This is a genomic window from Bradyrhizobium sp. WSM2793 (genome assembly GCF_000379585.1).
Classification (GTDB): Bacteria; Pseudomonadota; Alphaproteobacteria; order Rhizobiales; family Xanthobacteraceae; genus Bradyrhizobium.
Genome location: NZ_KB902813.1, coordinates 76,087 through 100,543, shown reverse-complemented (window position 1 = coordinate 100,543; position 24,457 = coordinate 76,087). Strand labels below are relative to the sequence as shown.

Genomic DNA, 24,457 nt, shown 5'->3' with positions numbered 1-24,457 from the left:
GGGAGGAAGCCGGGATGAAGCGTCGTGATTTTCTGGTCGGGGCCGCGCTGCTGGCCGGCACGATGGCACGAAGCCGCGCCGCCGACATCCCCGCCCCCTCGCCCGACGGGCTCGACCGCATCACGGCGTATTTCGACAACGAGGTGGGAAGCGGCCGGTTGCCGGGCGCCGTGATCCTGGTGCAGCAGCACGGCAAGCCGGTCTATCTGAAGACGTTTGGCGTGCGCGACGTCAGGACCAGTCTTGCGATGACGCCGGACACGATCTTCGCGATCCACTCGATGACCAAGCCGATCACCTGCCTTGGCGCGATGATGCTGATCGACGAAGGCAAGCTGGCGCTCACCGACCCCGTGTCGAAATACGTTCCCCTGTTTGCCGACACCAAGGTCGGTCTCGAGGTCACCCTGCCCAACGGCAAGCTGGAGCTCGATCTCGTGCCGCCGGTCCGCCCCGTCAACATCGAGGATTTGCTGCGGCACACTTCGGGCATCAGCTACGATTATATCGGCGGCAAATGGGTCGAGCAGGCCTACAAGGCCGCCAACATCTTCGAAGGCCAATTCAACAACAGGGAATTCGCCGACCGCATCGCCAAGCTGCCGCTGGCGCGGCAGCCGGGAACGCTGTGGCGCTACGGCCATTCCACCGACGTGCTCGGCAGCGTCATCGAGATCATCTCGGGCCAGACGCTGTATCAGTTCCTGAAAAAGCGCATCTTCGACCCGCTCGGCATGAGCAGCACCAAATTCACGCTGGCGACCGAGGACGAGCTCGCGCGGATGGCGCGGCCGCTGCCGAACGATTTCATCCTGCTCGCCGCCGAGCGCGACCGCCTCGATCATCCCGAATGGCAATCCGGCGGCGGCGGCCTGCTCTCGACCATCACCGACTATCAGCGCTTCTCGCAGATGCTGCTCAACGGCGGCGAGTTCGAGGGCAAACGCTATCTGAGCCCTGCAGCGTTCAAGGCCATGACGACCGATCACATCGGGCCCGGCTCCGGCGTCGGACGCGACTATTTCTATTTCCCGGGTGACGGCTTCGGCTATGGCTACGGCCTTGCGGTGCGGACCGATCCCGGCAACGCCAAACCGCCGCCGCCGGGCTCGCTCGGCGAGCTGAAATGGGACTCAGGGAGCGGCACCTATTTCGGCGTCGATCCCAAGCTCGACATGGTCTACCTCATGATGCAGCAGACCCAGAACGAGCGCAGCCGCATCACGCCCGCCTTCAAGGCGCTGGTCTACGACTGCTACCCCGAGGGACTACGCCGCCCGTGAGGCGCGCTGACCGAAATCGGCGAGCAGCTTTGCGATCTCGGCCGCAGGCCGCGCCGCACTGAACAGAAAGCCCTGCACCTCGTTGCAGCCCTCGGCGCGCAGCCAGTCGAGCTGATCCTCGGTCTCGACGCCCTCCGCGGTCGTGGTGATGTTGAGGCTGCGGCCGAGCCCGGAGATCGCGCGCACGATCGCGCTGCAATCGGGCCGCTGCGCCAGATCCTTGACGAACGAGCGGTCGATCTTGATCTTGTCGAACGGGAAGCTCCTGAGATAGCTCAGGCTGGAATAGCCGGTGCCGAAATCATCCATGGAGATGCTGACGCCGAGCTCGCGGAGCTGGTGCAGGATGGCGAGATTGGCGTCGGTCTCGGCCAGGAAGATCGACTCGGTGATTTCGAGCTCGAGCCGCCGCGGCGACAGGCCGGACTGCGCCAGCGCCGAGATCACGATTTGCACCAGGTTGCGGCTGCGGAATTGCGCCGGCGACAGATTGACCGCGACCTTGACGTCGGCAGGCCATTTGACGGCCTCGGCGCAGGCTTCGCGCAGCACCCACTCCCCTAACTGGGTGATGAGGCCGATGTCCTCGGCGACCGGGATGAACTCCGCCGGCGAGATCATGCCCTTGTCCGGATGACGCCAGCGCAGCAGCGACTCGAAGCCGGAGATGCGATCGGAGGCGATCGACACCAGCGGCTGATAGTGCAGCTCGAACTCGCCATTGGCGAACGCACGCCGCAGATCGAGCTCCATGTCGCGGCGCTTCTGCGCCTGCAGGTCCATCTCGCGCTCGAAGAAATGGTGCACGCCGCCGCCGTCGGACTTCGCCCGGTACAGCGCCATGTCGGCATTGCGCATCAGCTCTTCCGGCGTCGCGCCGTCGCCGGGCGACAGCGCGATGCCGATGCTGGCACCAATCACCATCTCCTGGCCGTCGAGGTCATAGGGCGCCTTCAGCATGTCGATCAGCAGGCCAGCGCACGCGCTGGCCTCGTTCGGCGAGACGTCGGCGGCAAGGATCACCGCGAATTCGTCGCCGCCGAGCCGGGCCGCCAGATTGCCGCCGCGGACAGCAAGGGTCAGGCGCTCGGCGACGTCCTTGAGCAGGCGGTCGCCGACGGGATGACCGAAGGAATCGTTGATGTTCTTGAACAGGTCGAGATCGATGTAGAGCACGCCGACCCGTTTTCCCGCCGCCTGCTCCAGCGCCTGCTTCAGCCGCTCCTGGAAATATTCGCGGTTCGGCAGGTCGGTGAGCCCGTCATGGTGGGCCATGTGCGCGATGCGCGCCTCGGCCTTGCGCCGTTCGGTGATGTCGACCACCGCGACCAGATAGCCGTCGCGATCGTCGAAGGCGACGCGGCGGCCGAAGGTGAGCACCTCGATCTCGCTGCCGTCGGCGCGCAAATGCCGCCAGTTGCGCGATGAGTGGTAGGCCTCGCCGACGCGCTCCAGCGCCTCGGCGTGGCTGTCCCACTCGTCCTCCGGCCAGATCTCGTGCAGCTTCATGCGCAGGAAGGTGGCGCGGCTGTAGCCGTAATGCTGGACCGCGGCGTCGTTGACGCCAAGGAATTCCTTGGTCTGCGCGTCGAACACCCACATCGGCATCGGGTTGCTGTCGAACAGCAGGCGGAACGAGGCGTCGCGCCGCTTCAACGCCGTGACATCGGAGATCGTCAACGAGACCACGTCGGCGAAGGCCGTTGCGCTGAGCCGGAGATGACGTCCGTCGCTTTCGATCTCGAGCTGCTCGCCGCGGCCGCCCGCGACGGCCTTGAGCAAAAAGTCCATGATCTCGGGCGAGGCCAGCAGCGTGTTGCCCTCGCCGATCCGCCGCCACAACAGGTTTCCGGTCGCTACATTCAGCAGCGCGCTTGCGCTGTTGTTGTGGTGCACGACCTGGAGATCGGACGGCTTGCCGCCGGCATCGCGCAGCGTCGCCAGCGAGATCACCGCGTCGTCGGTCGAGGCGAAGATCGCGTCCAGCAGATTGTACTGGGTGCCGCGCTCGTTGATGTAGGCGCCGACCAGCGTGGCGCCCCAGCGCGAGGCCGTCGGCAGCGCCAGCACATCGTAGGTCCGGACCATGCCGTCGCGCACGCAATGCGCGCTGGCCTGATAGGGTCGTCCATTGGCAAGCGCGCTCGTCGCCGCTTCCGACAGCGCGGTGGCGCAATCCGGCGACAATTCGGCGACGGGGATATCCCAGCGCTCCTCGCCGAGCCATTTCTGCACGTAGCGTCCGCTGCGCGACAGTTCGAGCGTGCCGTCGTTCCTCAATAGCGCGATGTGATCGGCGAGCCGTCCGAGACTGCCGAGCATCACGTCCTCATAGCGCGGCAGCCGATCGCCCGGCTTCAGTGCGGCACGCCACTTGCGCTGAAGCACCGGGATGTCGTCGAACATTTCGGCGGCCGGTTTTCCCGACACTTTCTTCGCGGCATTCATGGCAGTCCCCAACGCACTTTCCCGGCGCATCCAATGCAGCTGCGCTTAACGACATGTAAAAAGGCCGCAGGCGCGGGTTCCATTCGGCGATTATGACAGTTTTAAGTCAGGTGTTGGTTAGTGGGCGTTAGAGACTATGACGGTGATGCGAAGCTCTCGCGTCCCCGACGCGCTGCAGCGTTCTTACGCTGCTGCGCAGAGCCGGGACCCAGGAAGCCGCAGCACGTGCTGATACATGGGCCCCGGCTCTGCAGCGCACCGCCGAAGAGGCGCTGCGCAGCGTCCGGGGCACGAGAGCGGAGCTTGGCGCACCACTGCGTCAACATCGTCACTGCGAGCGCAGCGACTTGTCCGCCGAAGCCTTGGCGAAGGCCGAAGCAATCCAGAATCCTTCCGCAGTGGCCATATTTAATCCGTCATCCTGAGGTGCGAGGCGTGCGATGCGAACGCATCGCATGCCGAGCCTCGAAGGATGAACGGCCGAGCTGATGCAGCCGGGCCGTCGCCCTTCGAGGCTTGCTCTGCGTCGCTGTCGCGCCGCAGCGCGCGCACCTCAGGGTGACGGTGATGGATAGAGCTTGCGGCAGCATTCCGTATTCGCTCTCGACGTGGAGACACACCTTCACATCCTCGCGGCTCATCTCGCCCGAGCTTTGCTTGATCTCTTCACCCTCATAATTGAAAGAGGGCGCAGGGAAGGCCGGGAGCCCGCTGGCACCCGCGGTCCACTGTGCGAAACCTGCGTGACAAGAAGTTGCACAGCGGCATACAGGTGTAGCCAGGACATCCGGCCTTCCCTGCGCAGTGGGCTTACGGCTTATGTCGTGCTCTCCCCGGGGAGCGTTGCACTATTGCCCCCGTCGCCTTGCGGCTGGCTGACGGATGCGTCCGGTTGGACGACACCCATCACCGCAACACTTGACGCACAGACCCCGGGCGTCAGGACCACACGATTTTGCCGTACGCCGATCACACCGGTCGTGTGCGCGAGGTCTTCGCTCACGGTTACCCGCCCTGCGAAGCTGTTCGCGCCGATGTCACCTGCGTCCACCGCCGCCCGGCCCGCGTTCGTGACGATCGCGATACGCCCCTCTTCCTTGGGCCGGGTTGAGGCGACACATACGATATTTCCGAATTTCGGTAAAGTGAAATATTTTTGTCGCCCTGCGTTGACCCAGGGCTCGCGTGTTTTGCCCGCCGGGCAGCGCAAGATCTTGTAGCCCGGATGGAGCGCAGCGTAATCCGGGGAGTCTTGCTACGAGGCACGAGCGCCCCGGATTACGCTCTCGCTCCATCCGGGCTACGAAGCCTCACCCCGCCAGCCTCTCGATCACGATATCGAGCAGCGCGCGCAGACGGGCGAGGCGCCTGAGATCGCGGTGATAACCGACATAGGTGTCGCGGCCGGGCGGCGCCGTTCCGACGTCGAGCGCGACCAGACGGCGGTCGCGGTCGCCGAGCGGACGCGGCAGCACGGCAAAGCCGTCACCGCTGGCGCAAAGCTCGGCCTGCACCTGCCTGTTGTTGCTGCGCGAAGCGATTGCTGCATTCGGCAGTGCGCGCTTCAGCCAAACGGCGTCCGGCATGTCGGCGAACTCGGCATTCATCGTCACGACGCGGACAGCGCCGCCGGCGCGCGGCGGCTTGCTGCCCTTCTTGCCGTAGAGCGCGTAGGGAATGTGCAGCAGCTTTCTGGAGATCACCTCGGGCTCGCTGAACGGCTTGATGCGGAAGACGAGATCGGCTTCACGCCGCGGCAGGCTGTAGAGCCGCGCATCGGTCAGGAGCTCCACCGTCACCTTGGGGTGACGCTTGCCGAACGCGGCGATCACCGGCGACAGCATCACCGTCCCGAACCAGTCCGACGACGACAGGCGCAACAGGCCGTCGAGCTGCGTCTCCGCGCCGGATACATGACGCTCCAGTGCGAGCGCCTCGTCCTCGATCCGCTCGGCATGGCGGAGCACGGCGGCGCCCTCGTCGGTCAGCACCAGGCCATCCGCCGTGCGCTGGAACAGGGTCTGGCCCAACGATATCTCGAGCGCGCGAAGCCGCCGGCCCATCGTCGGCTGGGTCTGGCCGATTTTTCGAGCGGCAGCGCCGAGCGTGCCTTCGCGCGCAATTGCCAGGAAGATGCGCAGATCGCTCCAGTCCATCAGGATTCCCGCCATACAAAAATGTATGACGAGCGTACAGCCTTGTTCCTTCTCATGCAAAATTTCATGGGCATATTGAGCCGATCACGGAGCAAGACGATCATGACGAGACAATCGACGATGCGCGCCGGCGTCCTGGAGACCCACAACGCTCCCTTGCGCGTCTCAACCATCTCCACGCCTGAGATCGGCCCGCACGACGTGCTGGTGCGGGTGCGGGCGAGCGGGGTCAATCCGCTCGACACCAAGATCCAGGCGGGCGCCGCGGCGCATGCGCGCCATCCGCTGCCGGCGATTCCAGGGATCGATCTCGCCGGCGTGGTCGAACTGGCCGGGCGCGAGGTGACGCGGTTCAAGCCGGGCGACGAGGTCTACGGCATGACCGGTGGAGTCGGCGGCGTACAGGGATCACTGGCCGAATTCGCCGCGGTCGATGCCGATCTCCTCGCGCCGAAGCCTGTCAATCTCAGCATGCGGGAAGCTGCCGCCCTGCCGCTGATCGTCATCACGGCCTGGGAAGGCCTGATCGACCGGGCGGCGTTGAAGGCGGGCCAGAAGGTATTGATTCATGGCGGTGCGGGCGGCGTCGGTCATGTCGCGATCCAGATCGCGCGCGCCGTCGGAGCGGATGTGTTCGCAACCGGCTCGCCGTCGCAGCGCGCCACCATCGAAGGTTTCGGCGCCGTCTTCATCGACCGCGGCAGCTCGGTCGAAACCTACGTGACGCAGCATACCGGCGGCCGCGGCTTCGACATCGTCTACGACACCGTAGGCGGCAAGGTGCTCGACGCTTCCTTCGAAGCAGTGCGCCGCTTCGGCCATGTGGTGAGCGCGCTCGGCTGGGGCACGCATGCGCTTGCGCCGCTGTCATTCCGGGCGGCCACCTATTCAGGCGTGTTCACGCTGCTGCCGCTGCTGTCGGGCGAAGGCCGCGCGCATCATGGAGAGATCATGGCGCAAGCCACGCGCCTCGCCGAGGCCGGCAAGCTCGTGCCGCTGCTCGACGCCAGGCGTTTTACGCTGGAGAACGTCGACGAGGCCTATGCGCTGATCAGGGAACACGCCGCCAAGGGCAAGCTGGTCGTCGATGTCTGAGGTGGAGCTTGTGGCCCGGATGAGGGCAGCGCAATCCGGGATTCTCGCTAAGAGCACGAAGGCCCCGGATTACGCTGCGCTCCATCCGGGCTATGGAGCTGTGCCCGCCGCTAGTCCTCGCTGGACGCGGCGGAGCGGTTGCGCAAGTAGGCCTGCGACAACAGGAAGAACAACGCGCGCTCGCCATGATATTTGGCGGACGGCCGGGTGCGCTCGAAACCGTCCGCAAAGATCTTGCCGGACTGGTCGCACACCTGCCATCGCCAGCCAAACCGCTTGCGCCTGGTGAGGATCACTTCGAACATGCCGACGAGCTTGGTCCCCTGCTCCTTGCCGGTCTCGCAAAGGCATCCAAGCCCCTGCTCCGGCCTCCCCCATTAAACGGATGTCCGACATATAACCCAGCCGAGTGGAAAGAGAATAAAATTGATGATCGGAAATTCGTCTCTTGCACCGCTGGGATGAAGACGGCGGGGGTGCGGGAATAAGCTTTCGCCAGCGGTGTTCGCCTTGGCCCCAGGAGGCAATCCGGCGGCGCTTGCAGTATTCAAAGCAGAACACAGGGGTTGATGGGGATGAGCATTTGCTCACCAGTCCCCACGACGGATGCGACGGTAACAGGAGATGCACGCTGGTGCGCTCGATGAGAATTTCCGTGCGAGCGTCAGGTCGGTGTCAGGTTGCAGGCGGCACTGCCGCCAGGACCTTAGCGCGCGACGACTTCGACCTCGCCGTCGACGCCGTTGACGACGTTGAATCCGCGCTCGTAGACCTTGCCCTCGTTCTTGGCGATGGCGCGGTATTCGCCTTCGGAGAGCACGACGCGCGGGAAGGCGCCGATCGATTCCTTGATGACGTCGCCGCCCGGGGTCAGCACCGACCAGGCGGTGTTGGCGAGCGCCTCGCCGCCCCTGTCGCTGACCAGCTTGAGGGTGATCACGGCAGCACGGTGGGTGATGGTGACGTCGGTGAGCTTGCTGGCCTGGACGCGGATGTCGGAGCGCACCACCGAATTGGCGTCGCCATAGTTGGAGATGATGTAGTAGGTGCCCTCCGGCAGCAGCACGACGTCGCCGGCGGCGACGTTCGGCACCAAGGAGGCGCGCTCGCCGGATTCGAACTGGCTGCCCTTGTAGATCGCGAACGAGATCTGGTTCTGGGGAATGCGGCTGGTGCCGACCCGGCCCTCGATCCGCAGGCCCCCGGCCGGCAGCACGAAGGACTCACGGTCGGTCTCGGCCTTCAGGCTGACGGTGCGCACCGCGCTGACGAGGCCGAAGGCGACGTGCACGACGTAATTGCCGGGCGGCAGCACGATGTTGGGCGTGGCGCTGCGGTCCTCGCGGATCAGCTTGAAGGTGCCGTTCTCGTCGGGACGGTCGGCAAACACGCGCCAGACCAGGCCGCTGGTGATCGCCGGAGAATCCTTGCCGTATTTCGCGGTCAGCGACAGCACGCCCTGTCCGGGCACGGCCGCGTTGAGCGGGGCGGCCGGCGGCACGGTCGTGACCGCGGGCGGCGGCATGCTGGGGGTTGCCGGCTGCATCAGGGTCGGCGGCAGGCTCGGGGGGCCGGCGCCAGGCCCGGAGGGCGGCGCCAGGCTGACGGCGCCGCCGGGCTCGGGCACCGAAGCCGGTGGGACCGGCGGCGGACGATCGGAGAAAAGCTGCGCCTGCGCAGCGTTTTGGCCTGAGGTAACGAGGCACGCGCCAAGGATCAGCGCCGGCAGCAGCCTGCCGCTGCGCCGCCATCCGATGATGCCGTCACCCCCGCGTGTCATGCCCCCTGCTTTTCACCGAAAACGCGGCAAATTCAAGCCTCTGATACCCCTGGAAATACGGGCCCGTGCAGATCGATGGAACCCGGTTGACGCCTGCGTGATTACACCAGAGGCAACCGTCCCTCGCCATACTCCTGCCCCGTGCCCTTTCCAAAGCGGCATAAACCATGCTTCGCGCCTGATATGGCGAAGCGCAAATGCGGTGCCTAGTCTGACGGTGCAGGCCCCGGCGTAGGAGAGTTTCGGTGCTAGACATCTTGAAGGGGCGTGGCGCGAACGGCTCGAACGGTGAGAAGATTGGCCTCGGCCCCACCCGCCGGCCGGTCATCGGCCTCGCCCTCGGTGGCGGCGCGGCGCGCGGCTTTGCCCATATCGGAATCCTCAGGACCCTGATTGCCAACGGCATCGTGCCCGACGTCGTGGTCGGCACCTCCATCGGCGCCGTGGTCGGTGGCCTGCATGCGGCCGGCCGGCTCGAGACGTTCGAAGAATGGGGGCGCAGCCTGCAAGGGATGCGCAACATCCTCGGCTATCTCGACATCCGCCTCAACGGCTCCGGCCTGCTCGGCGGCGAGAAGCTGGCGACCCGCCTCGTGAACGCGGTCGGACAGACCCTGATCGAGGACTTGCCCATCAAGTTCGCAAGCGTCGCGACCGAGGTCCGCACCGGCCACGAGATCTGGCTGACACGCGGCCGGGTGGTCGATGCGATGCGTGCGTCCTACGCCCTGCCCGGCATCTTCTCGCCCGTCCTGATCGGCGACCGCTGGCTGGTCGACGGCGCGCTGGTGAACCCGGTGCCGGTCTCGGCCGCCCGCGCGCTCGGCGCCGAAATCGTCATCGCCGCAAATCTTTCCAGCGACATCTTCACCCATTCCACGACGATCTATTCGCACGGCGCACTGCCCGCCCCGGTCGCTCCGGAGGCGGAGGAGCCGACGGCCAAGCGGCGCTTCCCGCGCCTGTTCTCGCCCGAGAGGACGATGAAGCGCGAGTTCTTTGGCGGTAATGGCCGGCCCGGCATCTCCTCGGTGATGGTGGATGCCTTCAACATCATGCAGGATCGCATCACCCGCGCCCGCCTTGCCGGCGATCCGCCGGATCTGTTGATCACGCCGCGGGTCGGCCAGTTCGGCTGGTTCGACTTCCACCGCTCCGAGGACCTGATCGCTCATGGCACCCGCGCCGCGGAGCGCGCGCTGGAGTCGATCCAGGAGGCAATCCATGTGCTGGCGCCGGCGCCGGAAGGCACCGCGCCGAAAGCGGGCGAGCAGACCTGATCAGGCCGTCTTGATGTAGTCGCGCAGGGCTTCCTGCTCGGACTCGTATTCCTGGACCCGGCGCTTGACGATGTCGCCGATCGAGATCAGGCCGACCACCTTGCCGTTGTCGATCACCGGCAGATGGCGGAACTTGCCCGACGTCATCATCTCCATGAGCTCGGCGACCGTGTCGGTCTCCTTGCAGGTCACGACCTTGCGGGTCATGACCTGAGCGACCGGCTCCTCCAGCGCGCCGGCGCCGCGCTCGCCGATCACGCGGACGATGTCGCGCTCCGACAGGATGCCCTCGAGCCGGCTCTGGTTCATCACCAGCACCGCGCCGATCTTCTTCTCACCGAGCAACTTGACCGCGGCAGCCAGCTTCGCGTCGGGCTCGACGCTCACGATCTGGTGGCCCTTGGTGTTGAGAATGGAACGTACCGTCATTGTTGCCTCCCTGAATCGGACCCGTTCCGCCTTTGGCGGCCCGGACTTGTTCTTCGAGTCTTCAACTAACAGTTTTAGCGCCGGTTGCAGGCTCAGGCGCTTTGCGAAGCATCGCCGCTAGCGGCTTACAGCTTCGGAACATTCTTCCGGCAAATGATGGATGAATTCGGGCCGCGCCGCAAGCGTCGCTTCAAATACGGTCTGAAACGTCCTGTGATGACGCATCCGCAGCATCGTTTCGCACGCGCGGCACGGGATCGAACAGCGCAAACAGCAGCAGGCCGGCGAAGAAGCCGCCAATATGCGCCTGCCAGGCCACGCTCGTGGTTTCGGAATCGATGCCGATCGCACCGAGGCCGAAGATGATGTTGACGCCGAACCACACGGCGAGGAAGCCGACCACCCGTCCGTCGCGCAGCGCGCGCGACAGCGGCAGCGCCGGAACCTTGGCTGCGGTATCGGCGTCCGACCGATTGAACGACAGGAAGCTGCCGCGCACGAACGCGAAGCGGATCGCGGCTGCCATCGCGCCCGACACCGAGGCCGAGGCGCCGATCATCGGCGCCACCGCATGCTCATGGGTGACGAGATGGGCGAGCGCACCGGCCGCCGCCGTCACCGCCAGAAACAGGAAGAACCTGACCGCGCCGAAGCGCCGCGCCAGCGCGCTGCCGAACGGCAACAGCCAGAGCACGTTGAAGCCGAGATGGGTCAGATTGGCGTGCAGCAGCGAATAGGTGACGAAGGTCCAGACCTTGGCGCCGGCCCCACCGGGGATCTGCAAGTTCAGCAGCGAGGAATCGTAGCGCTTGGGGATGAAGCCGAAGACGTCGATGGTCCAGTTCTCGAGCTCCGGCGGCAGCAGCACCCGCAGATGGACCACCGCCAGCAGGACGATATAGGCGGTCAGCGCCAAAGGCAGCGTCAGGACCGGCTCGCGCGGAGCCTCCTCATGGGCGGCCGGCAGGCCGGGCTGAGAATCCTGCGGCGGAGAATCGTGCGGGGAATCCAAGGCAGCTTCGCTTTCAGGCGCGATCGGAACGATCCGTTTGGAGATAGTCGCCTTTGCCGGCCTTGCGCAAGTGCACAAAAGGAAAAGGCAGGGCCCTGGGAAGCCCTGCCTGTCCGTGTCGGCCTTCCGGTGCCGGAGGAATGAAGGTGTATCCCCACCCCTCCCCGCGGCCCGTGACCAAACTGTTTGACGCCCTGTGTACAGGCCCCGCCGAGAACCTGGATGAAAGCGGCGAGGCTTGCGACTGGGATCACCATAGCAGCGCCGCGCGAGACGCAAAGGCCATAGTTAATTTAACGTTAACGACGCAAAGACTGCCTAAACGGGGGCGAAAACGCCCTCCCGGCATGGACGCTGCAAATCCCCTCCTGCACAACATCACAAGGGATCGCGGGTGCACTGAAGCGGGACAGCTTTGTCCCTTCGAGGTCGCACCCCGGGATAAGCGTTCAGACATGAAACATCCGTCGAGCCGCGCGTTCTTCGCGTATTGGGACAAGAAGCGCGGCGCCGCACGGGCTCCCGACAGGGCCGACATCGATCCGGCCGCGGTCCGCGGCCTGCTCGGCGACATTTTTGTCCTCTCCTGCGAGCCCAATCTCGGCTTTCCCTTCCGCGTCGCCGGCACACGCGTCTGCGCACTGGCGGGATGCGATCTCAAGGACCAGAGCTTTGCTGCGCTGTTCACGGCCGCGAGCCGCGGCGAGATCGAGGAGATCACAACCATCGTCGCCGACGAGGCGTTAGGTGCAATCGCCGGCATCACGGCCGCGCGCGAGGACGGCAGCAAGGCCTATCTCGAGCTGTTGCTGCTGCCCTTCAACGCCCGCCCGCACACGCCGGTGAGCGTGACAGGCGTGCTCGCACCGTTCGACGACGAATGCGGCGCGCTCTCAACCTTCACCCTCACCTCCTGGCGCTATCTGCACCAGCCGGAGAAGCTGCTGCCGCGCGCGATCCGCAAATTGCAGATCGCACGCGGGCTGATGGTGTATGAAGGGCTGAGATAGTCTCCGCCGCCCGACAAATCACGCGCATGCGGATGGCCGTTTTTGCCGGATCTGCGTCATTCCTGATGTCGTCGCCAAGGGTTAGCTTCCGCCTCGCGTGAAGCAACGAGGTTCGGGTGACATCATCATGACATGGCGCGTTCTGGCGTTGAGCGGCCTCGGCTGCGTGGCGCTGCTGGCGGCGATCGGCGGAAGCTGGCTGTTCCTGCTGCCAGGCGCTCCGGCTCAGGGAACCGCCCCTGCAATATCCAAGGAGGAGACCGAAGCGACGCTTGCGGCGCTGAAGCCGCCGAAGCGCAAACGCCCGCTGATCGCCATCGTCGGCATCAACGACATGAGCGAGACGACCGACTATCTGATGCCGTACGGCATCCTCGCGCGCGCCGATGTCGCCGACGTCCTCACATTGGCGACGCAGCCCGGACCCGTCATGCTCTATCCCGCGCTGAAAGTGCAGCCGCATGCGACCATCGCCGAGTTCGACGCGGCGCATCCCGACGGCGCCGATTACGTGATCGTGCCCGCGATGAGCCGCGAAGACGATGCCGTGGCGTTGCAATGGATCAGAAGCCAGGCCGGCAAGGGCGCGATCATCATCGGCGTCTGCGTCGGCGCCAAGGTCGTTGCCAACACGGGACTTCTCGACGGCCGGCAGGCCACCACGCACTGGTATTCGGTGCGCGATCTGCAGAAGCATTCCGCGATCCGCTACGTCGCGGACCGCAGGCTGGTGGTCGATCGCGGCATCGCGACGACGACCGGCATCACCGCGTCCATGCCGATGGCCCTGACCCTGGTCGAGGCCATCGCCGGCCGCGCCAGGGCCGAGGCGGTCGCCCGCGACATCGGTCTTGCGGAGTGGAATGCGCGCCATCGCAGCGCGGCGTTCCAGTTCACACGCCCGTTCGCGCTGACGGCGGTCGGCAACACGCTCGCATTCTGGAACCGCGAGCAACTCGGAATCGCGCTGACGCCTGATGTCGACGAGGTGTCGCTTGCGCTTGTCGCTGATGCGTGGTCGCGCACCTATCGCTCGCGCGCCCTCACCTTCGCGGCCACGGCAGAGCCGCAGACGAGCCGCGGCGGTCTTCGCGTCCTGCCGGACAAAGTCGCGGCCGACTGGCCGGCAAAGCTGACGCCGCCTGATACCGTCGACTTGCCGCCGGCGCGAGCGCTGGACCGGACGCTGCATGCCATCGATGCGCGCTACGGGTCACGCACGGCCGACTTCGTCGCGATGCAGCTCGAATATCCGAGATGACCGCACGTCAGTGCGCCGGCTGTCGCTAGCAACAGCCGACGCACGATGCGCGGTTACGGTATCGCCAGATGCCAGGCGCCGTTCAAGAAGCCGTCGCCGGTGACGTCGCCGGGCTTCTGGTCCTTGGCGAACGTGTAGAGAGGCTTGCCCTTGTAGGCCCACTGCTTCGAGCCGTCGTCGCGCGTGATGATGGTGTAGCCGTCGCCCGCTGCATCGCTGGCCTCGGCCTTCAGCACCGGCCAGTTCGTCGCGCATGGACCGTTGCAGGCGGACTTGCCGTCCGCGTCCTTGTCGAAGGTGTAGAGCGTCATGCCCTTGCCATCGGTGAGCACGTTGCCCTTGTCGGTCTTGCCGGTCTTGGTCGGCGGTGCGGCGAAGGCGGCGGGAACGATTGCGAGCGAGAGTGCCAGCGAGAGCGCGAGGCGGATCGAGGACGTCATGATATCTCCTGTCATGCAATTGGCTTGCATGGGTAGGACGCCGCACGCGGCGTCGTATTCCTGAGATGGCGGCAAAGATATTTTTCACTGCGCGCGCCGACGCGGCGGAATAAACTGGATCAACCGAGACGGAACGACGGAAAGACATGAGCAAGCCGCATTGGCGTCCCGCGCACGCATCCGACCTGCCCGCGATCAGCGCGATCGCGGCACGGATTCATCCTGCTCTTCCTGAGAGCCCCGAGGTGCTCGCGGAGAAGATGCGGCTCTATCCCGACGGATGCCGCGTGCTGATCACGGGCGACGAGATCGCCGGCTACGGACTTTCGCATCCCTGGAAGCAACACCGGATCCCGCCGCTCGACGGCTTGCTCGCACGACTGCCTGACGATGCGGATTGCCTCTACATCCATGACGTCGCGGTGTTGCCCGATTTTCGCGGCGGCGTCGTGCGCCCCTACGTCGCCGAGATCGAGCAGCTGGCGCGCGCGTCAGGCATCGCCACGCTCGCACTGGTCTCGGTCTACGCCACGCGGCCGCTGTGGCAACGTCTCGGCTTTCGGCCCGTCACTGCGGATGCGGCACTGCGCGCAAAACTGGCATCCTATGGCGAAGGCGCGACGTATATGCTGCGCGACCTTACCGCGGCGTAATGTCCCTCACCGGCCAGCCGGCTCACGCGGGCGTGAAGCCGCGCCCTCGAACCGGGTCAAGTGGCGCTCCGTCGAAGGGATGTGCGAGCCGTTCCGGTCTCGCCGAACCGAGGCTGGAGAAGATCCATGAAACTCACTTTGTCGAAGATTGCTTTGATGACATGTGTTGCAGCGAGCGCGTTCGCCGCGACCAGCGCCAACGCGGCGCCACACCGAATCGATGGTTGCCAGTTCGGCTTCTTCGAAAGCTGTGGCATCGTTGCGGAGTCGACGACCCCGGGCCGCGCACGCCGCCCCGTCGCGCGCCTCGCCAACGATACCTCGCCGACCTACATGAAGCAGACTGATCCGCGCTACAGCTCGTCGATGCGCGATGCCGGCGGCGGCGGAGGTGGTGGCGGCGGAGGCGGTGGTGGTGGTGGCGGCGGCCGCTGAACTCACACCTGACTTTTCAGATGATGCCGCCGGTGCAACCCGGCGGCATCATTGTCGTCTACGCTGAACGGTGCCGGTTCAGCCGCGATGCTTTTTCTTCTTCGGCTTCTTTCCAGGCGCGCCCTTCGCGGGCCACGCCGTGACCGACGGCTCTGCGTGACCCGGCTTGTTCTTGTGCTTCTTCTTGCCGAAAGACGGAGCATCGCCGAATTTCGGCCCGCGCTCGCCTTGAGGCTTGCCGCGTGGCTTGAATTCACTCTTGTCGCGCGGACGATCGTCGCGACGTTCACGATGATCGCTGTCGCGGCTCTCGCGCGTGTGTGACCGCTCCTCCGCAGGCGCCTGCTGCTGCGAGCCCTCCCCCAGCCGCTCGATGCGGATGCTGTCCTCCTTGTCCGGACGCTTGACCTTGGCCGCGAAGGATTCCGCGACCCGCTCGGAGATCTCGAACTCGGTCGTGGTGTCCATGATCTTGATGGCGCCGATGTCGCGCTTGTCGATGCCGCCGCGGCGGCAGATCATCGGCAGCAGCCAGCGCGCCTCCGCATTCTTGCGTCGTCCGATCGCGGCGCGGAACCAGACGCTCGTCTCCGACATGCCGTGCTTCGACGATACTTTTCCCGATTTCGATCGAGGCCTTCCGGCGCGATCGTCGCCGCCGTCGCCCCTATCCTGGAATTTATCGCGACCGCGATCGTCGCGCGGCCGGCCGCTGCGCTCGCCGGGATCGAGGATGTCTTCGGGCGACGGCAGCCGCGCGCGATAGAGCCGCGCCAGGGCAGCTGCGATATCCTCGGCCGACCGCTCGGCCAGCAGCGCCTGGGCCAGCATCAGATCGTCCGCGGTCGTCTCCTCGGTGAACAACACGTCCTTCATGCGCTCGTGGTCGAGCTTGCGGATTTCGTCCGCCTGCGGTGCCGTGCCCCAGTCCGCGTCGACCCCTGCGAGATTGAGCAGCAGCTCCGCGCGACGCCGGCGGGCGGGCGGCACCAGCAGGACGCTTGTCCCCTTGCGGCCGGCGCGCCCGGTTCGGCCCGAGCGGTGCTGCATCACCTCGGCGTCGTTGGGCAGGTCGGCGTGAATGACGAGGTCGAGGCTCGGCAGGTCGATGCCGCGGGCGGCAACGTCGGTGGCGACGCAGACGCGGGCCCGTCCGTCGCGCAGCGACTGCAGCGCCAGGGTCCGCTCGTTCTGCGTCAATTCGCCCGACAGGGCGACGACGGAGAAGCCGCGCTCCAGGAGCGCCGCCTGCAAATGCCTGACGTGATCGCGCGTGCTGCAAAACACCAGCGCGCTCGGCGCCTCGTAGAAGCGCAGCACGTTGACGACCGCATGCTCGGCATCGGCGGGCGCGATCCGGATGGCGCGGTACTCGATATCGGCATGACCGCCTTCGTCGCCGGCGACTTCGATCCGGAACGCCTGCTGCTGATATTGCTTGGCGAGCGCGACGATGCCGCGCGGAAAGGTCGCCGAGAACAGCAGGGTGCGGCGCGTCTCCGGCGTGGTCTCGAGGATGAACTCCATGTCCTCGCGAAAGCCGAGATTGAGCATCTCGTCGGCCTCGTCGAGGACGACCGCTTTCAATTCCGAGATGTCGAGACGGCCGCGGCGCAGATGATCGCACAACCGGCCGGGCGTGCCGACGACGATGTGAGCGCCCGCGGCGAGCTCGCGCTGCTCGCGGCGCGGATCCATGCCGCCGACGCAGGAGACGACGCGCGTCTCCGCATGCTGGTAGATCCAGGCAAGCTCACGCTGAACCTGCATCGCGAGCTCGCGGGTCGGCGCCACGATCAAGGCGAGCGGAGCCGCCGCCCGCTCGAACCGCTCGGCATCGCCGAGCAGATCCTTGGCCATGGCGAGGCCATAAGCGAGGGTCTTGCCGGAGCCAGTCTGGGCCGAAACCAGCAGGTCGCGGCCGGCGGCTTCGTCCGCGAGCACGGCGAGCTGAACGGGGGTTGGCGAATCGTAGTTCCGCTCGGCCAAAGCGCGGGCGAGCGGCGGGGTCAGGGCCGGAAAAGACACGGGATGGAGAACCTTGGTTAATTCAGGCGCGCAAACGGTGAGCCGAGGGGCCTGAGCTGCATGCGCGGCAAACGGCCCGGCCGCACGCTGATTTGATCTGGGCGCTCTTTACGCCAAGTGCCCGAAAATCACCATGCCTATGATGCATGGCTTCGCGCAGAGAACCGCGCTTAGAGGTTGCGGAGGATTTTTACCGCCACCTCGATCGGTCAATGGATACGGTCTTGCCGCACCGCGGCGCGCAAGCTTGCGTAGAGGGCAGCGCGCGCGGCCTAATCCCTGGAGGCCGCCAGCCGGCTGAAGCGGCCGGCCAGCCTGGCTCTCGCGCGTGCAGCACTGTCCTTGATTGCGCGGGCCAGCGCTCGGATGGCGCGCCAGGCCTCGGTCGCCTGCAGCCACGCCTTTGCCGCGGCGTATTTTCCGTAAGCCCAGGCAAACGCTGGAATTCGCATCAGCTTGTCGCGCGTGAGATGAAAGAGGCGCTCGACCAACACCAGCTTGAGCAACTCGCCGACAATGAAGGTCACAACGCTGCTGACGAACTGACCGGTCGCGGCGAGATAGGCCGCCACGGGCTTGACCGGCTCCAGAATGATGACGGGCACCGAGAATAAAGCGAGCGACGGATAAGGCGGTAGCCCCCTGATCCAGGCGCGCAATCGCCTGAATTCGAAATGCCGTCCGATCCAGCGCGCTATTGGCCGCGCCACGGCCATGAAGACCGCATCCAACACGAAGTAAATGGCAGCCAGCACGTAAGTGACGGGTTTCAGGATTCGCTTCACGATCGCTCTCCTGGCAACTGAAAGCCGCAACCTGGACCTAAGTTTCACCTCGGCGTGAATAACTCGAGGATTTCCGGTGGAACTTTTGAGGCGACGGTCACCGTGACTGGACTAGGACGTGGACTTATTAACGCGAAGCCATAGCCTGATCGAGGCGAGCTGAACGAAAGCAAGATACGGGCTGAAGCAGATCGGATCGCTGCGATTGCTCTTTGGCGGGATGTTGGCCCACGCGCCCTTCTTCATCGCAAGTTCTCTGATCCAGTCGGCGTCATAGCCACGGTCGGCGAGTAACATTGCCCCGGATTTCAGACGAGACAGCAGTTTTCCGGCTAGTCGAACGTCGTGCGCCTCACCAGGGCTCAGCGCCAGCCGTACCGGCAGACCATTGCTATCGACCACCGCATGAATTTTGCTAGTCACGCACGATTCAAATTTTGTTTTTTGACCTTGAGGCAGGCAAATCTCCGCCCACTTGGTCGTTGTCACGATGCGCGGCGATGAACATGGCGACGGCCGACCGGCAATAGGAATCGATTTCGTTGTCGTCCTCTGCTTTCGCCTGATCGAAGCGTGCGATCATCAGGAGATCGGATCCTTTGAAAAGCGCGGCGAACAAGCGGGCGGACCGGAGAGGATCGGGCACGTTCAGAACCGCCTTCGCGTGCAACTGACGCAACAGGGCCTCGATTTCGGCGATGACATGGGCGGGGCCGGATTCGAAATGGAGCTTGCTTAACGCGTTTTGACTCGTCTTGTCGGCCATGACCATGGCTTCGAGGCTGCGGACGTCCGATCTCAACAGCGTGCGAAGCAGTGATGATCCCACCGCCACGAGCTGGTCTTCGACCGAACCGTCGACGCCTTCAAGAAGGGCCTGTGGTGCAAACAACTGATGGCAGCCGGCCGCCATGGCCGCGCCGAACAGCGCCTCCTTATTCTCGAAGTGCCTGTAGATGCTGAGCTTGGATATCTTCGCTCGCTGGGCGACCTTGTCCAATGTCGTCGCTTGAAAACCCAACTCCACAAAGAGCTCGCGCGCGGCGTTGATGATGGTTTGGCCAAGCGCCTCGTTGGCGGGCCGGCCGCGCCGGCCCTGGCTGTTTTCGGTCACGGCAACTCCAGTACTTGACAGTATCCTAATTCTTAAATTACGATACCATGAAGTATCTGAAATGTGCAAGCCAGGGGGTAAGGTGACTCCTTCGATGCAACGACGAGCCCTGCTGAAGTTGGCTGCGCTTTCCGCCATCGGCCTCGCCCGCGCTCAGGCCACCGCCAAGCCCAACTCGTCTCCCTCCATCCACAACACGGAGCCCATCACCATGGATGACGTCATCATCATCGGCGGCAGCTTTGCCGGTCTCGCCGGCGCCTTGCAGCTCGGCCGCGCCCGCCGCAAGGTCACCGTTCTCGATACCGGTCTGCCACGCAACCGCTCCGCCGGCCACTCGCATGGACTGCTCGGCCACGATCACAAGCCGCCGCAGGACATCCTGGCGGAGGCGCGGCGGCAGTTGGCGCGTTATCCCGCGATCAAGCTTGTCAGTGCCCGGGCCGACAGCGTCTCCGGCGCCATCGACAATTTCTCTGTCCTTACTGGCGATGGTGAAAGCCTTGCGGCGCGTCGTCTGATCCTGAGCTATGGCGTCGCCGACCAGATGCCTGATGTTCCGGGCTACGCCGAAAGCTGGGGCACGTCCATCGTGCCATGCCCCTATTGCGATGGCTTTGAAGTCGCCGGCCAGCATTGGGGCCTCGTCTGGTCCAGCCCGCAGTCGCACAATCAGGTCAGGCTGTTCCACGATTGGACTGACAAATTGACGCTCTTCGCCGATGGTCACGACATTCCGCCCGATATCCAGGCCGATCTGGCGCGCCGCAACATACCTCTCATCCATGGCCGGATCGTCGAGATCGCCCATCACCAGGGCCATATCGCCACCGTCAATCTCGATACCGGCCGCAATGTCGCGGTCGACATCCTGTTCGCCAATCCGCGCAACAAGCCGTCCGCAAGCCTGCATGAAGCACTGGGCCTTGCCACCGTGGCTACGCCCGCCGGCATCGTCCTCAAGGTCGACGAACGCCGTCAAACCAGCATGCCCGGCATCTACGCCGCCGGCGACCTCACCACGCCCTTCTTGCCCTCGGTCACCCAGGCATCATCGCAGGGCGCGATGGCGGGTATCTTCGCCCAGCAGTCGATGGTGGTTTGAGAGCGCAGATTGGAGATGAGCATGGCGGTCGAACCGGACAGCGCGGGTGTGCGCTTCCCTCCGCCCTTCGTCTATCTGGGAGCGCTGCTGTTGGGGCTGGCGGCGGAGCGGTTCGTCACCCAGCGCTCATTCGGCATCGACGGGCGGTTGCTGGTCGCGACCGGCGTGCTGCTGTTCGTTGCCGGCGCGGCGATGATGCTTGCGGCGGCGGGGCTGTTCCGGCGGTTGGGCACCAACGTTCCGCCGTCGCAGCCAACGACCCTGATCGCAACGACCGGCCCTTATCGGTGGACCCGCAATCCCATGTATCTCGGAATGGCGCTTATCTATGCCGGTCTTGCGATCGGCTTCGACGGGCCGATCGCCTTCGCCTTGCTCCCGTTGGTGCTGATCGCGATCCAGACGCAGGTGATCGCCCGCGAGGAGCGCTATCTCGAAGCGAAGTTCGGCGACGACTACCGCCACTACAAGGCCGAGGTTCGCCGCTGGCTCTGACTATTCCGCCGCTGCCGCCTGCGGGGCCGCCCGTCGGCCAGCTTTCCCAACGGATCGCCGTCGTTACCCGGAGCAGCTTTCAGTATCTGGAAAGTATCCATCCGTCTTGCAGAGCCGTCGGCTATCCAACAACAGGTGGCATCAATGGTCTACAGTCTAATTGTCAAAAAAGAGATCCGCAGGAGCTTCGATCATGTCAACAACCAGCGTTGGGATGATGCTGCAAAGGGCCTAACACCAAACGCGTATCACTGGGTTGCCGGAAATCATGCGTTGGGGGGTGAGCGACATGGAAAGCAATCGGTGAAGCAGTGGTTCGAGCGCATGGGCCGTGTTTTCCCGAAGCTTCATATAGACATTGAGCAGGTCGAGGTGACGGGTTGGCCATGGAATACCACAGTGTTCGTCAAGTGGCGGGCCAACGCGAGGCTACTTGACGGCCAAAGCTCGTATGTGAACAGGGGCGTCCACGTCTTCAAGTTGCGATGGGGCAAGGTTTATTCGATTGAGGAATATTTCGACTCGCAGGCTGCAGAACGAAGCCTCGCTATCCAAGCTCGTGCTGGTTTGGATGAAGCTGCGGCTGGCCCAATCGTGAGCTAACGCGGATCGCTCGTGTGATGCCGCCATCAGCGGACGGCGCCTTATCACTAGTGGAGGCGGGCTCGCTGGAGACGATGGACTTTGGCATCGGATAGTTCGTTAAGAACGAACCAGAACAAGGATATGTCATGGCACAGCACAATGCCGATCAGATCACCAACTGGAAGGGCCAAAGCGGGGAGCGCTGGGTCGTCCACCAGGCCCGGCTCGACGCTAGGCTGGAGGTGTTCGGCCAGGCCGCGATCACGGCGATCGACGACGCGGTGAAGATGACGTTCGAGGTCGGCCCGCTGTCGCGCGCGCTTGTTGATCAGCCCGACGACATCCGCGCCCGCGCCTCGGCCGCGGTTCGTGCCGCCTTCGCGGACTGCCCCGGCGAGCGGTCGGTGATGATCGACGGCGCGACGTGGATCGTCACGGCGCGCAATCCTGCGCAAGCTGATAGCGATTAGCAGGGGGAGACGCCCCTCGCTGGCCTTGATGGCCGCTGCGCTGGCCGGGAAGGATACCGTGGCGCAAAAAGCCGAACCGCCGCGGCCGGTTGTAGTTGCGACCGCGCATTTTGACGCCGAGACTCCGGAGCGGAGCACAGCTGCTTAATGAGTACACAGCCTAGATCTCGGCATAGATCTCCAAGAGATTGCCGTCGGGGTCGCGGAAGAACAGCGTGCGATGCCCGAACGACTGGTTGGTCGGCGGCGACACCAGCGCAACGCCCTGCCGAACGAGTTCGGCGGCGCATGCATCGACCTCGGCCGCGGAGACCTTGAACGCCAGTTGCAGCGAGGCACTGCCCGGCGGCGTCGGCGCATCGGCGGCGGTTCGGCTCGGCCGCGCCAGCGCCAGCGTGTTGCCGCCCAAGCCGTACTCGATCCAGTTCGGCGACAGCTCGCGCAGCAGCGGAAAGACGAGGACATCCTCATAGAAACGGCGCATCGCCGCCATGTCGCGCACGAAGATAACGGTGTAGTCGATCGCGCGGATGGCGTTGAAGGGAGAGCGCCGGGTTGGTTCGGGTGTCTGTTCGTTTGTCATCGTGGCCCTTATTCCAAATTGCGGCTCGTAGCCCGCATGAAGCAAAGCGGATTGCGGGGCCGGTGTCCCGGGATTGGGCTTCGCTCCATCCGGGCTACAGGCTCGCAGGGCTATCGCAGCAGCCCGCCACCATAGCGCAGCTCGTAGAGCTGCATGCCATCCTGCCGCGCAATCGTCTCGACGCCGTGGAAACGATCGAGCGCGCCTTCGACCTCGTTGCGGTAGACCATCCCCGCCTGCTCGAACCGGCGCGGTCCGCGGTATGGCTGCTCGACGCTCACAGCCAGCAGCGCGTAACGCAGGAATTTGTAGATCGCGAGGAGAGTCTCCCGATCCCTGATCTCCGCACCGGCGCCACCACCGTAGCTCATCGACCAGATGACGCGGTCGTCCTTCGACACCGTCTCCTGCCCGACGAAGAATCCCATGCCGAAATAGATATCGCGATAGGCATAAGGCGGCGCGCGATGCTCGAGCTGCTTGGAGCCGGCGAGCAGCGGCGCGGCCACCGTCGCGTCGTCGTCGAGGCCGGCATAGGTGCGCCGCTTGGCCTCGACCAGGAACGCCGCGAGATCGTGCGGGATCGGTGGCTCTTCTATTCCACCAGCTCCGGCCACGGCACGATGGTCGACTTCACCGTCTTCATCGCCATGGCGTCCTTCACCGCCTGCGCGACACCCTCCTCCGTGAAAGGATAGATCGTCTGCATCTTCAGCCAGGGATATTTGCCCGCGGTGCGGTAGAGCATGTCGACGCCGAGCGGGAGATCGTTGCCCGTGAAGCCCCAGGATCCCAGCACGTTGAGGTCCTTGGTGCAGATGCGGTGCCAGGAGGTCTCGATCGAGCCGGCATCGGTGAACTGGCCCATCTCGACATAGGTGCCGCCGTCACGCAGCATCTCGATGCCTTCGGGGCCGGCGCTGGGGTGTCCCGAGCAGTCCATCACCAGATCGGCGCCGAAGCCGCCGACGATCTCGCGCACACGGGCGATGCGCTCCTGCGGCGATCTGATCTCCTCGATGTTGACGGTCGCCTCCGCGCCGAACTCGCGGGCCAGCTTGAGCCGCGGCTCCTCCGGCGCGCCGACGCAGATGACGCGCCCTGCCCCCATCTCCTTTGCGGCCGCGACCGCGAGAATGCCGATCGGCCCCGATCCCTGGATCACCACGGTGTCGCCCCAGGAAAAACCACCGGCGCGGCTGGCGCGGTTGAAGGCGCGGATGCAGGAGGTCAGCGGCTCGGACAGCGCGCCGAGACGCAACGACATGTCGTCGGGCAGTTTGTAGATCTTGGTGCCCGGCAGCATCTCGAGATCGACATAGACGTATTCGGCCCAGCCGCCCCACATGTGCGGCGCCTTGTCGAAGCCGAGATAGCGACCGTAATAGACCGGCGTCAGGCATTTGTTCGCGGTCTGCGGATAATGGATGCAGTAATAGCAACGGCCGCAGGGCATCAGCGGCGGGATCATCACCTTTGATCCGACCTTGAGCGGCTTGCTCATGAAGTCCTCGGTAAACTCCTCGCCGCACTCGACGATGATTCCGCCAAGCTCGTGCCCGAGCGTGAACGGCCACGGCAGCGGCTTCGGCCAATGTCCCTTGAGGATATGCAGATCGGTGCCGCAGACCCCGCAGGCGCCCACTTTGATCAGCGCGGCCTTGCGGCCGACCTTCGGCCACGGCACGGTGCGGATGACTGGCTCTGAGCCCGGCCCTGCATGGGTGCAGACGCGAATGGATTGCATGGCTGTTTCCTCGATGCCCGTCTGTTATGATTGATGGGTGCGGGCTGAGGCAAAGCTATGTGAGATGTACGCGCGTGCCAAGATGCAGGAATTCGTAGCCCGCATGAGCGAAGCGACATGCGGAATCAGCGGCCCCGGATATCGCTGCGCTCATACGGGCTACGGCAGCTGCCACACACTCTACCGTCATCCCCGCGCAACCGCGAAGCGGTTGTCGCTGGAGGTGCGAAACGTGCGGCGCGTAGCGTCGCACGGGAAGCCTC

At 64.9% G+C, this 24,457-nt stretch carries 23 protein-coding genes and 2 pseudogenes; 11 read left to right on the top strand and 14 right to left on the bottom strand.

Going from position 1 to position 24,457, the window contains the following annotated elements; genetic code table 11:
- Positions 1 to 14: 14 nt before the first annotated feature.
- Positions 15 to 1,283 (top strand): serine hydrolase, encoded by a 1,269-nt coding sequence (locus A3AS_RS0135090; protein ID WP_018322149.1) that lies wholly within the window; start codon positions 15 to 17, stop codon positions 1,281 to 1,283.
- On the opposite strand, the gene A3AS_RS0135085 is transcribed toward A3AS_RS0135090, so the two are convergent.
- Positions 1,269 to 3,731 (bottom strand): bifunctional diguanylate cyclase/phosphodiesterase, encoded by a 2,463-nt coding sequence (locus A3AS_RS0135085; protein ID WP_018322148.1) that lies wholly within the window; start codon positions 3,729 to 3,731, stop codon positions 1,269 to 1,271. The two genes, A3AS_RS0135090 and A3AS_RS0135085, sit on opposite strands and share 15 nt — an antisense overlap.
- A 1,310-nt stretch (positions 3,732 to 5,041) precedes the next feature.
- The gene (locus tag A3AS_RS0135080; protein WP_026202691.1) at positions 5,042 to 5,887 is read right to left on the bottom strand and encodes a LysR family transcriptional regulator; all 846 of its coding nucleotides are present in this window, start codon (positions 5,885 to 5,887) and stop codon (positions 5,042 to 5,044) included.
- A gap of 102 nt (positions 5,888 to 5,989) precedes the next feature.
- Between A3AS_RS0135080 and A3AS_RS0135075 the strand changes: the two genes are divergently transcribed.
- Positions 5,990 to 6,982: a zinc-dependent alcohol dehydrogenase family protein gene (locus A3AS_RS0135075; protein WP_026202690.1), complete on the top strand. Its 993-nt coding sequence runs from the start codon at positions 5,990 to 5,992 to the stop codon at positions 6,980 to 6,982.
- A 110-nt stretch (positions 6,983 to 7,092) separates the two neighbouring features.
- Here A3AS_RS0135075 and A3AS_RS48670 read toward each other — a convergent pair whose 3' ends face one another.
- Together A3AS_RS48670 and A3AS_RS0135065 are read right to left on the bottom strand one after the other, a co-directional pair.
- Positions 7,093 to 7,287 (bottom strand): hypothetical protein, encoded by a 195-nt coding sequence (locus A3AS_RS48670; RefSeq protein WP_018322145.1) that lies wholly within the window; start codon positions 7,285 to 7,287, stop codon positions 7,093 to 7,095.
- Between the two features lie 401 nt (positions 7,288 to 7,688).
- Positions 7,689 to 8,762: a hypothetical protein gene (locus A3AS_RS0135065; RefSeq protein ID WP_018322144.1), complete on the bottom strand. Its 1,074-nt coding sequence runs from the start codon at positions 8,760 to 8,762 to the stop codon at positions 7,689 to 7,691.
- A 245-nt stretch (positions 8,763 to 9,007) separates the two neighbouring features.
- Between A3AS_RS0135065 and A3AS_RS0135060 the strand changes: the two genes are divergently transcribed.
- Complete coding sequence (locus A3AS_RS0135060; RefSeq protein ID WP_018322143.1) at positions 9,008 to 10,042, top strand: patatin-like phospholipase family protein; 1,035 nt, start codon at positions 9,008 to 9,010, stop codon at positions 10,040 to 10,042.
- Here the strand turns inward: A3AS_RS0135060 and A3AS_RS0135055 are convergent, their stop codons facing one another.
- Together A3AS_RS0135055 and A3AS_RS0135050 are read right to left on the bottom strand one after the other, a co-directional pair.
- Positions 10,043 to 10,471: a CBS domain-containing protein gene (locus A3AS_RS0135055; protein WP_018322142.1), complete on the bottom strand. Its 429-nt coding sequence runs from the start codon at positions 10,469 to 10,471 to the stop codon at positions 10,043 to 10,045.
- A 190-nt stretch (positions 10,472 to 10,661) separates the two neighbouring features.
- Entirely contained in the window at positions 10,662 to 11,483 is an 822-nt protein-coding gene (locus A3AS_RS0135050; protein ID WP_018322141.1) for a rhomboid family intramembrane serine protease, read from the bottom strand.
- A gap of 455 nt (positions 11,484 to 11,938) precedes the next feature.
- On the opposite strand from A3AS_RS0135050, the gene A3AS_RS0135045 reads away from it, so the two are divergent.
- Both A3AS_RS0135045 and A3AS_RS0135040 read left to right on the top strand, forming a co-directional pair.
- Entirely contained in the window at positions 11,939 to 12,493 is a 555-nt protein-coding gene (locus A3AS_RS0135045; RefSeq protein ID WP_018322140.1) for a PAS domain-containing protein, read from the top strand.
- A 127-nt stretch (positions 12,494 to 12,620) separates the two neighbouring features.
- Positions 12,621 to 13,754: a DJ-1/PfpI family protein gene (locus A3AS_RS0135040; protein WP_018322139.1), complete on the top strand. Its 1,134-nt coding sequence runs from the start codon at positions 12,621 to 12,623 to the stop codon at positions 13,752 to 13,754.
- 53 nt (positions 13,755 to 13,807) lie between these two features.
- On the opposite strand, the gene A3AS_RS0135035 is transcribed toward A3AS_RS0135040, so the two are convergent.
- A complete protein-coding gene (locus A3AS_RS0135035) occupies positions 13,808 to 14,194 on the bottom strand; it encodes a hypothetical protein (RefSeq protein WP_018322138.1) in 387 nt (128 codons plus the stop codon).
- Positions 14,195 to 14,340: 146 nt separating this feature from the next.
- Here A3AS_RS0135035 and A3AS_RS0135030 point away from each other — a divergent pair, with 146 nt between their 5' ends.
- Positions 14,341 to 14,847 carry a GNAT family N-acetyltransferase gene (locus A3AS_RS0135030; RefSeq protein ID WP_018322137.1) on the top strand — a complete coding sequence of 169 codons (507 nt, stop codon included), beginning with the start codon at positions 14,341 to 14,343 and terminating at the stop codon, positions 14,845 to 14,847.
- A gap of 126 nt (positions 14,848 to 14,973) precedes the next feature.
- The gene (locus tag A3AS_RS0135025) at positions 14,974 to 15,282 is read left to right on the top strand and encodes a hypothetical protein (protein WP_018322136.1); all 309 of its coding nucleotides are present in this window, start codon (positions 14,974 to 14,976) and stop codon (positions 15,280 to 15,282) included.
- 78 nt (positions 15,283 to 15,360) lie between these two features.
- On the opposite strand, the gene A3AS_RS0135020 is transcribed toward A3AS_RS0135025, so the two are convergent.
- From A3AS_RS0135020 to A3AS_RS0135005, 4 genes and pseudogenes are all read right to left on the bottom strand, one after another.
- Positions 15,361 to 17,310 carry a DEAD/DEAH box helicase gene (locus A3AS_RS0135020; RefSeq protein ID WP_018322135.1) on the bottom strand — a complete coding sequence of 650 codons (1,950 nt, stop codon included), beginning with the start codon at positions 17,308 to 17,310 and terminating at the stop codon, positions 15,361 to 15,363.
- Between the two features lie 272 nt (positions 17,311 to 17,582).
- Positions 17,583 to 18,095 (bottom strand): hypothetical protein, encoded by a 513-nt coding sequence (locus tag A3AS_RS0135015; RefSeq protein ID WP_018322134.1) that lies wholly within the window; start codon positions 18,093 to 18,095, stop codon positions 17,583 to 17,585.
- Between the two features lie 111 nt (positions 18,096 to 18,206).
- Positions 18,207 to 18,518 (bottom strand): annotated as a pseudogene (locus A3AS_RS46010) (transposase); the annotation flags it as partial.
- Between the two features lie 7 nt (positions 18,519 to 18,525).
- Positions 18,526 to 19,209 (bottom strand): TetR/AcrR family transcriptional regulator, encoded by a 684-nt coding sequence (locus A3AS_RS0135005; protein ID WP_018322132.1) that lies wholly within the window; start codon positions 19,207 to 19,209, stop codon positions 18,526 to 18,528.
- Positions 19,210 to 19,420: 211 nt separating this feature from the next.
- Between A3AS_RS0135005 and A3AS_RS0135000 the strand changes: the two genes are divergently transcribed.
- The 4 genes and pseudogenes from A3AS_RS0135000 to A3AS_RS49520 all read left to right on the top strand — a co-directional run.
- Positions 19,421 to 20,314 carry an NAD(P)/FAD-dependent oxidoreductase gene (locus A3AS_RS0135000; RefSeq protein WP_026202688.1) on the top strand — a complete coding sequence of 298 codons (894 nt, stop codon included), beginning with the start codon at positions 19,421 to 19,423 and terminating at the stop codon, positions 20,312 to 20,314.
- 21 nt (positions 20,315 to 20,335) lie between these two features.
- Entirely contained in the window at positions 20,336 to 20,809 is a 474-nt protein-coding gene (locus A3AS_RS0134995) for an isoprenylcysteine carboxylmethyltransferase family protein (RefSeq protein ID WP_026202687.1), read from the top strand.
- Between the two features lie 144 nt (positions 20,810 to 20,953).
- Positions 20,954 to 21,412 (top strand): nuclear transport factor 2 family protein, encoded by a 459-nt coding sequence (locus A3AS_RS0134990; RefSeq protein WP_018322129.1) that lies wholly within the window; start codon positions 20,954 to 20,956, stop codon positions 21,410 to 21,412.
- Positions 21,413 to 21,660: 248 nt separating this feature from the next.
- Positions 21,661 to 21,864 (top strand): annotated as a pseudogene (locus A3AS_RS49520) (SAM-dependent methyltransferase); the annotation flags it as partial.
- 160 nt (positions 21,865 to 22,024) lie between these two features.
- On the opposite strand, the gene A3AS_RS0134980 reads toward A3AS_RS49520, so the two are convergent.
- The 3 genes from A3AS_RS0134980 to A3AS_RS0134970 form a co-directional block, all read right to left on the bottom strand.
- Positions 22,025 to 22,447 carry a VOC family protein gene (locus A3AS_RS0134980; RefSeq protein WP_018322127.1) on the bottom strand — a complete coding sequence of 141 codons (423 nt, stop codon included), beginning with the start codon at positions 22,445 to 22,447 and terminating at the stop codon, positions 22,025 to 22,027.
- Positions 22,448 to 22,557: 110 nt separating this feature from the next.
- Positions 22,558 to 23,064: a DUF5680 domain-containing protein gene (locus A3AS_RS0134975; protein WP_018322126.1), complete on the bottom strand. Its 507-nt coding sequence runs from the start codon at positions 23,062 to 23,064 to the stop codon at positions 22,558 to 22,560.
- A complete protein-coding gene (locus tag A3AS_RS0134970) occupies positions 23,043 to 24,194 on the bottom strand; it encodes a zinc-binding dehydrogenase (RefSeq protein WP_018322125.1) in 1,152 nt (383 codons plus the stop codon). The genes A3AS_RS0134975 and A3AS_RS0134970 overlap by 22 nt, the downstream gene beginning before the upstream one ends.
- Positions 24,195 to 24,457: the final 263 nt, after the last annotated feature.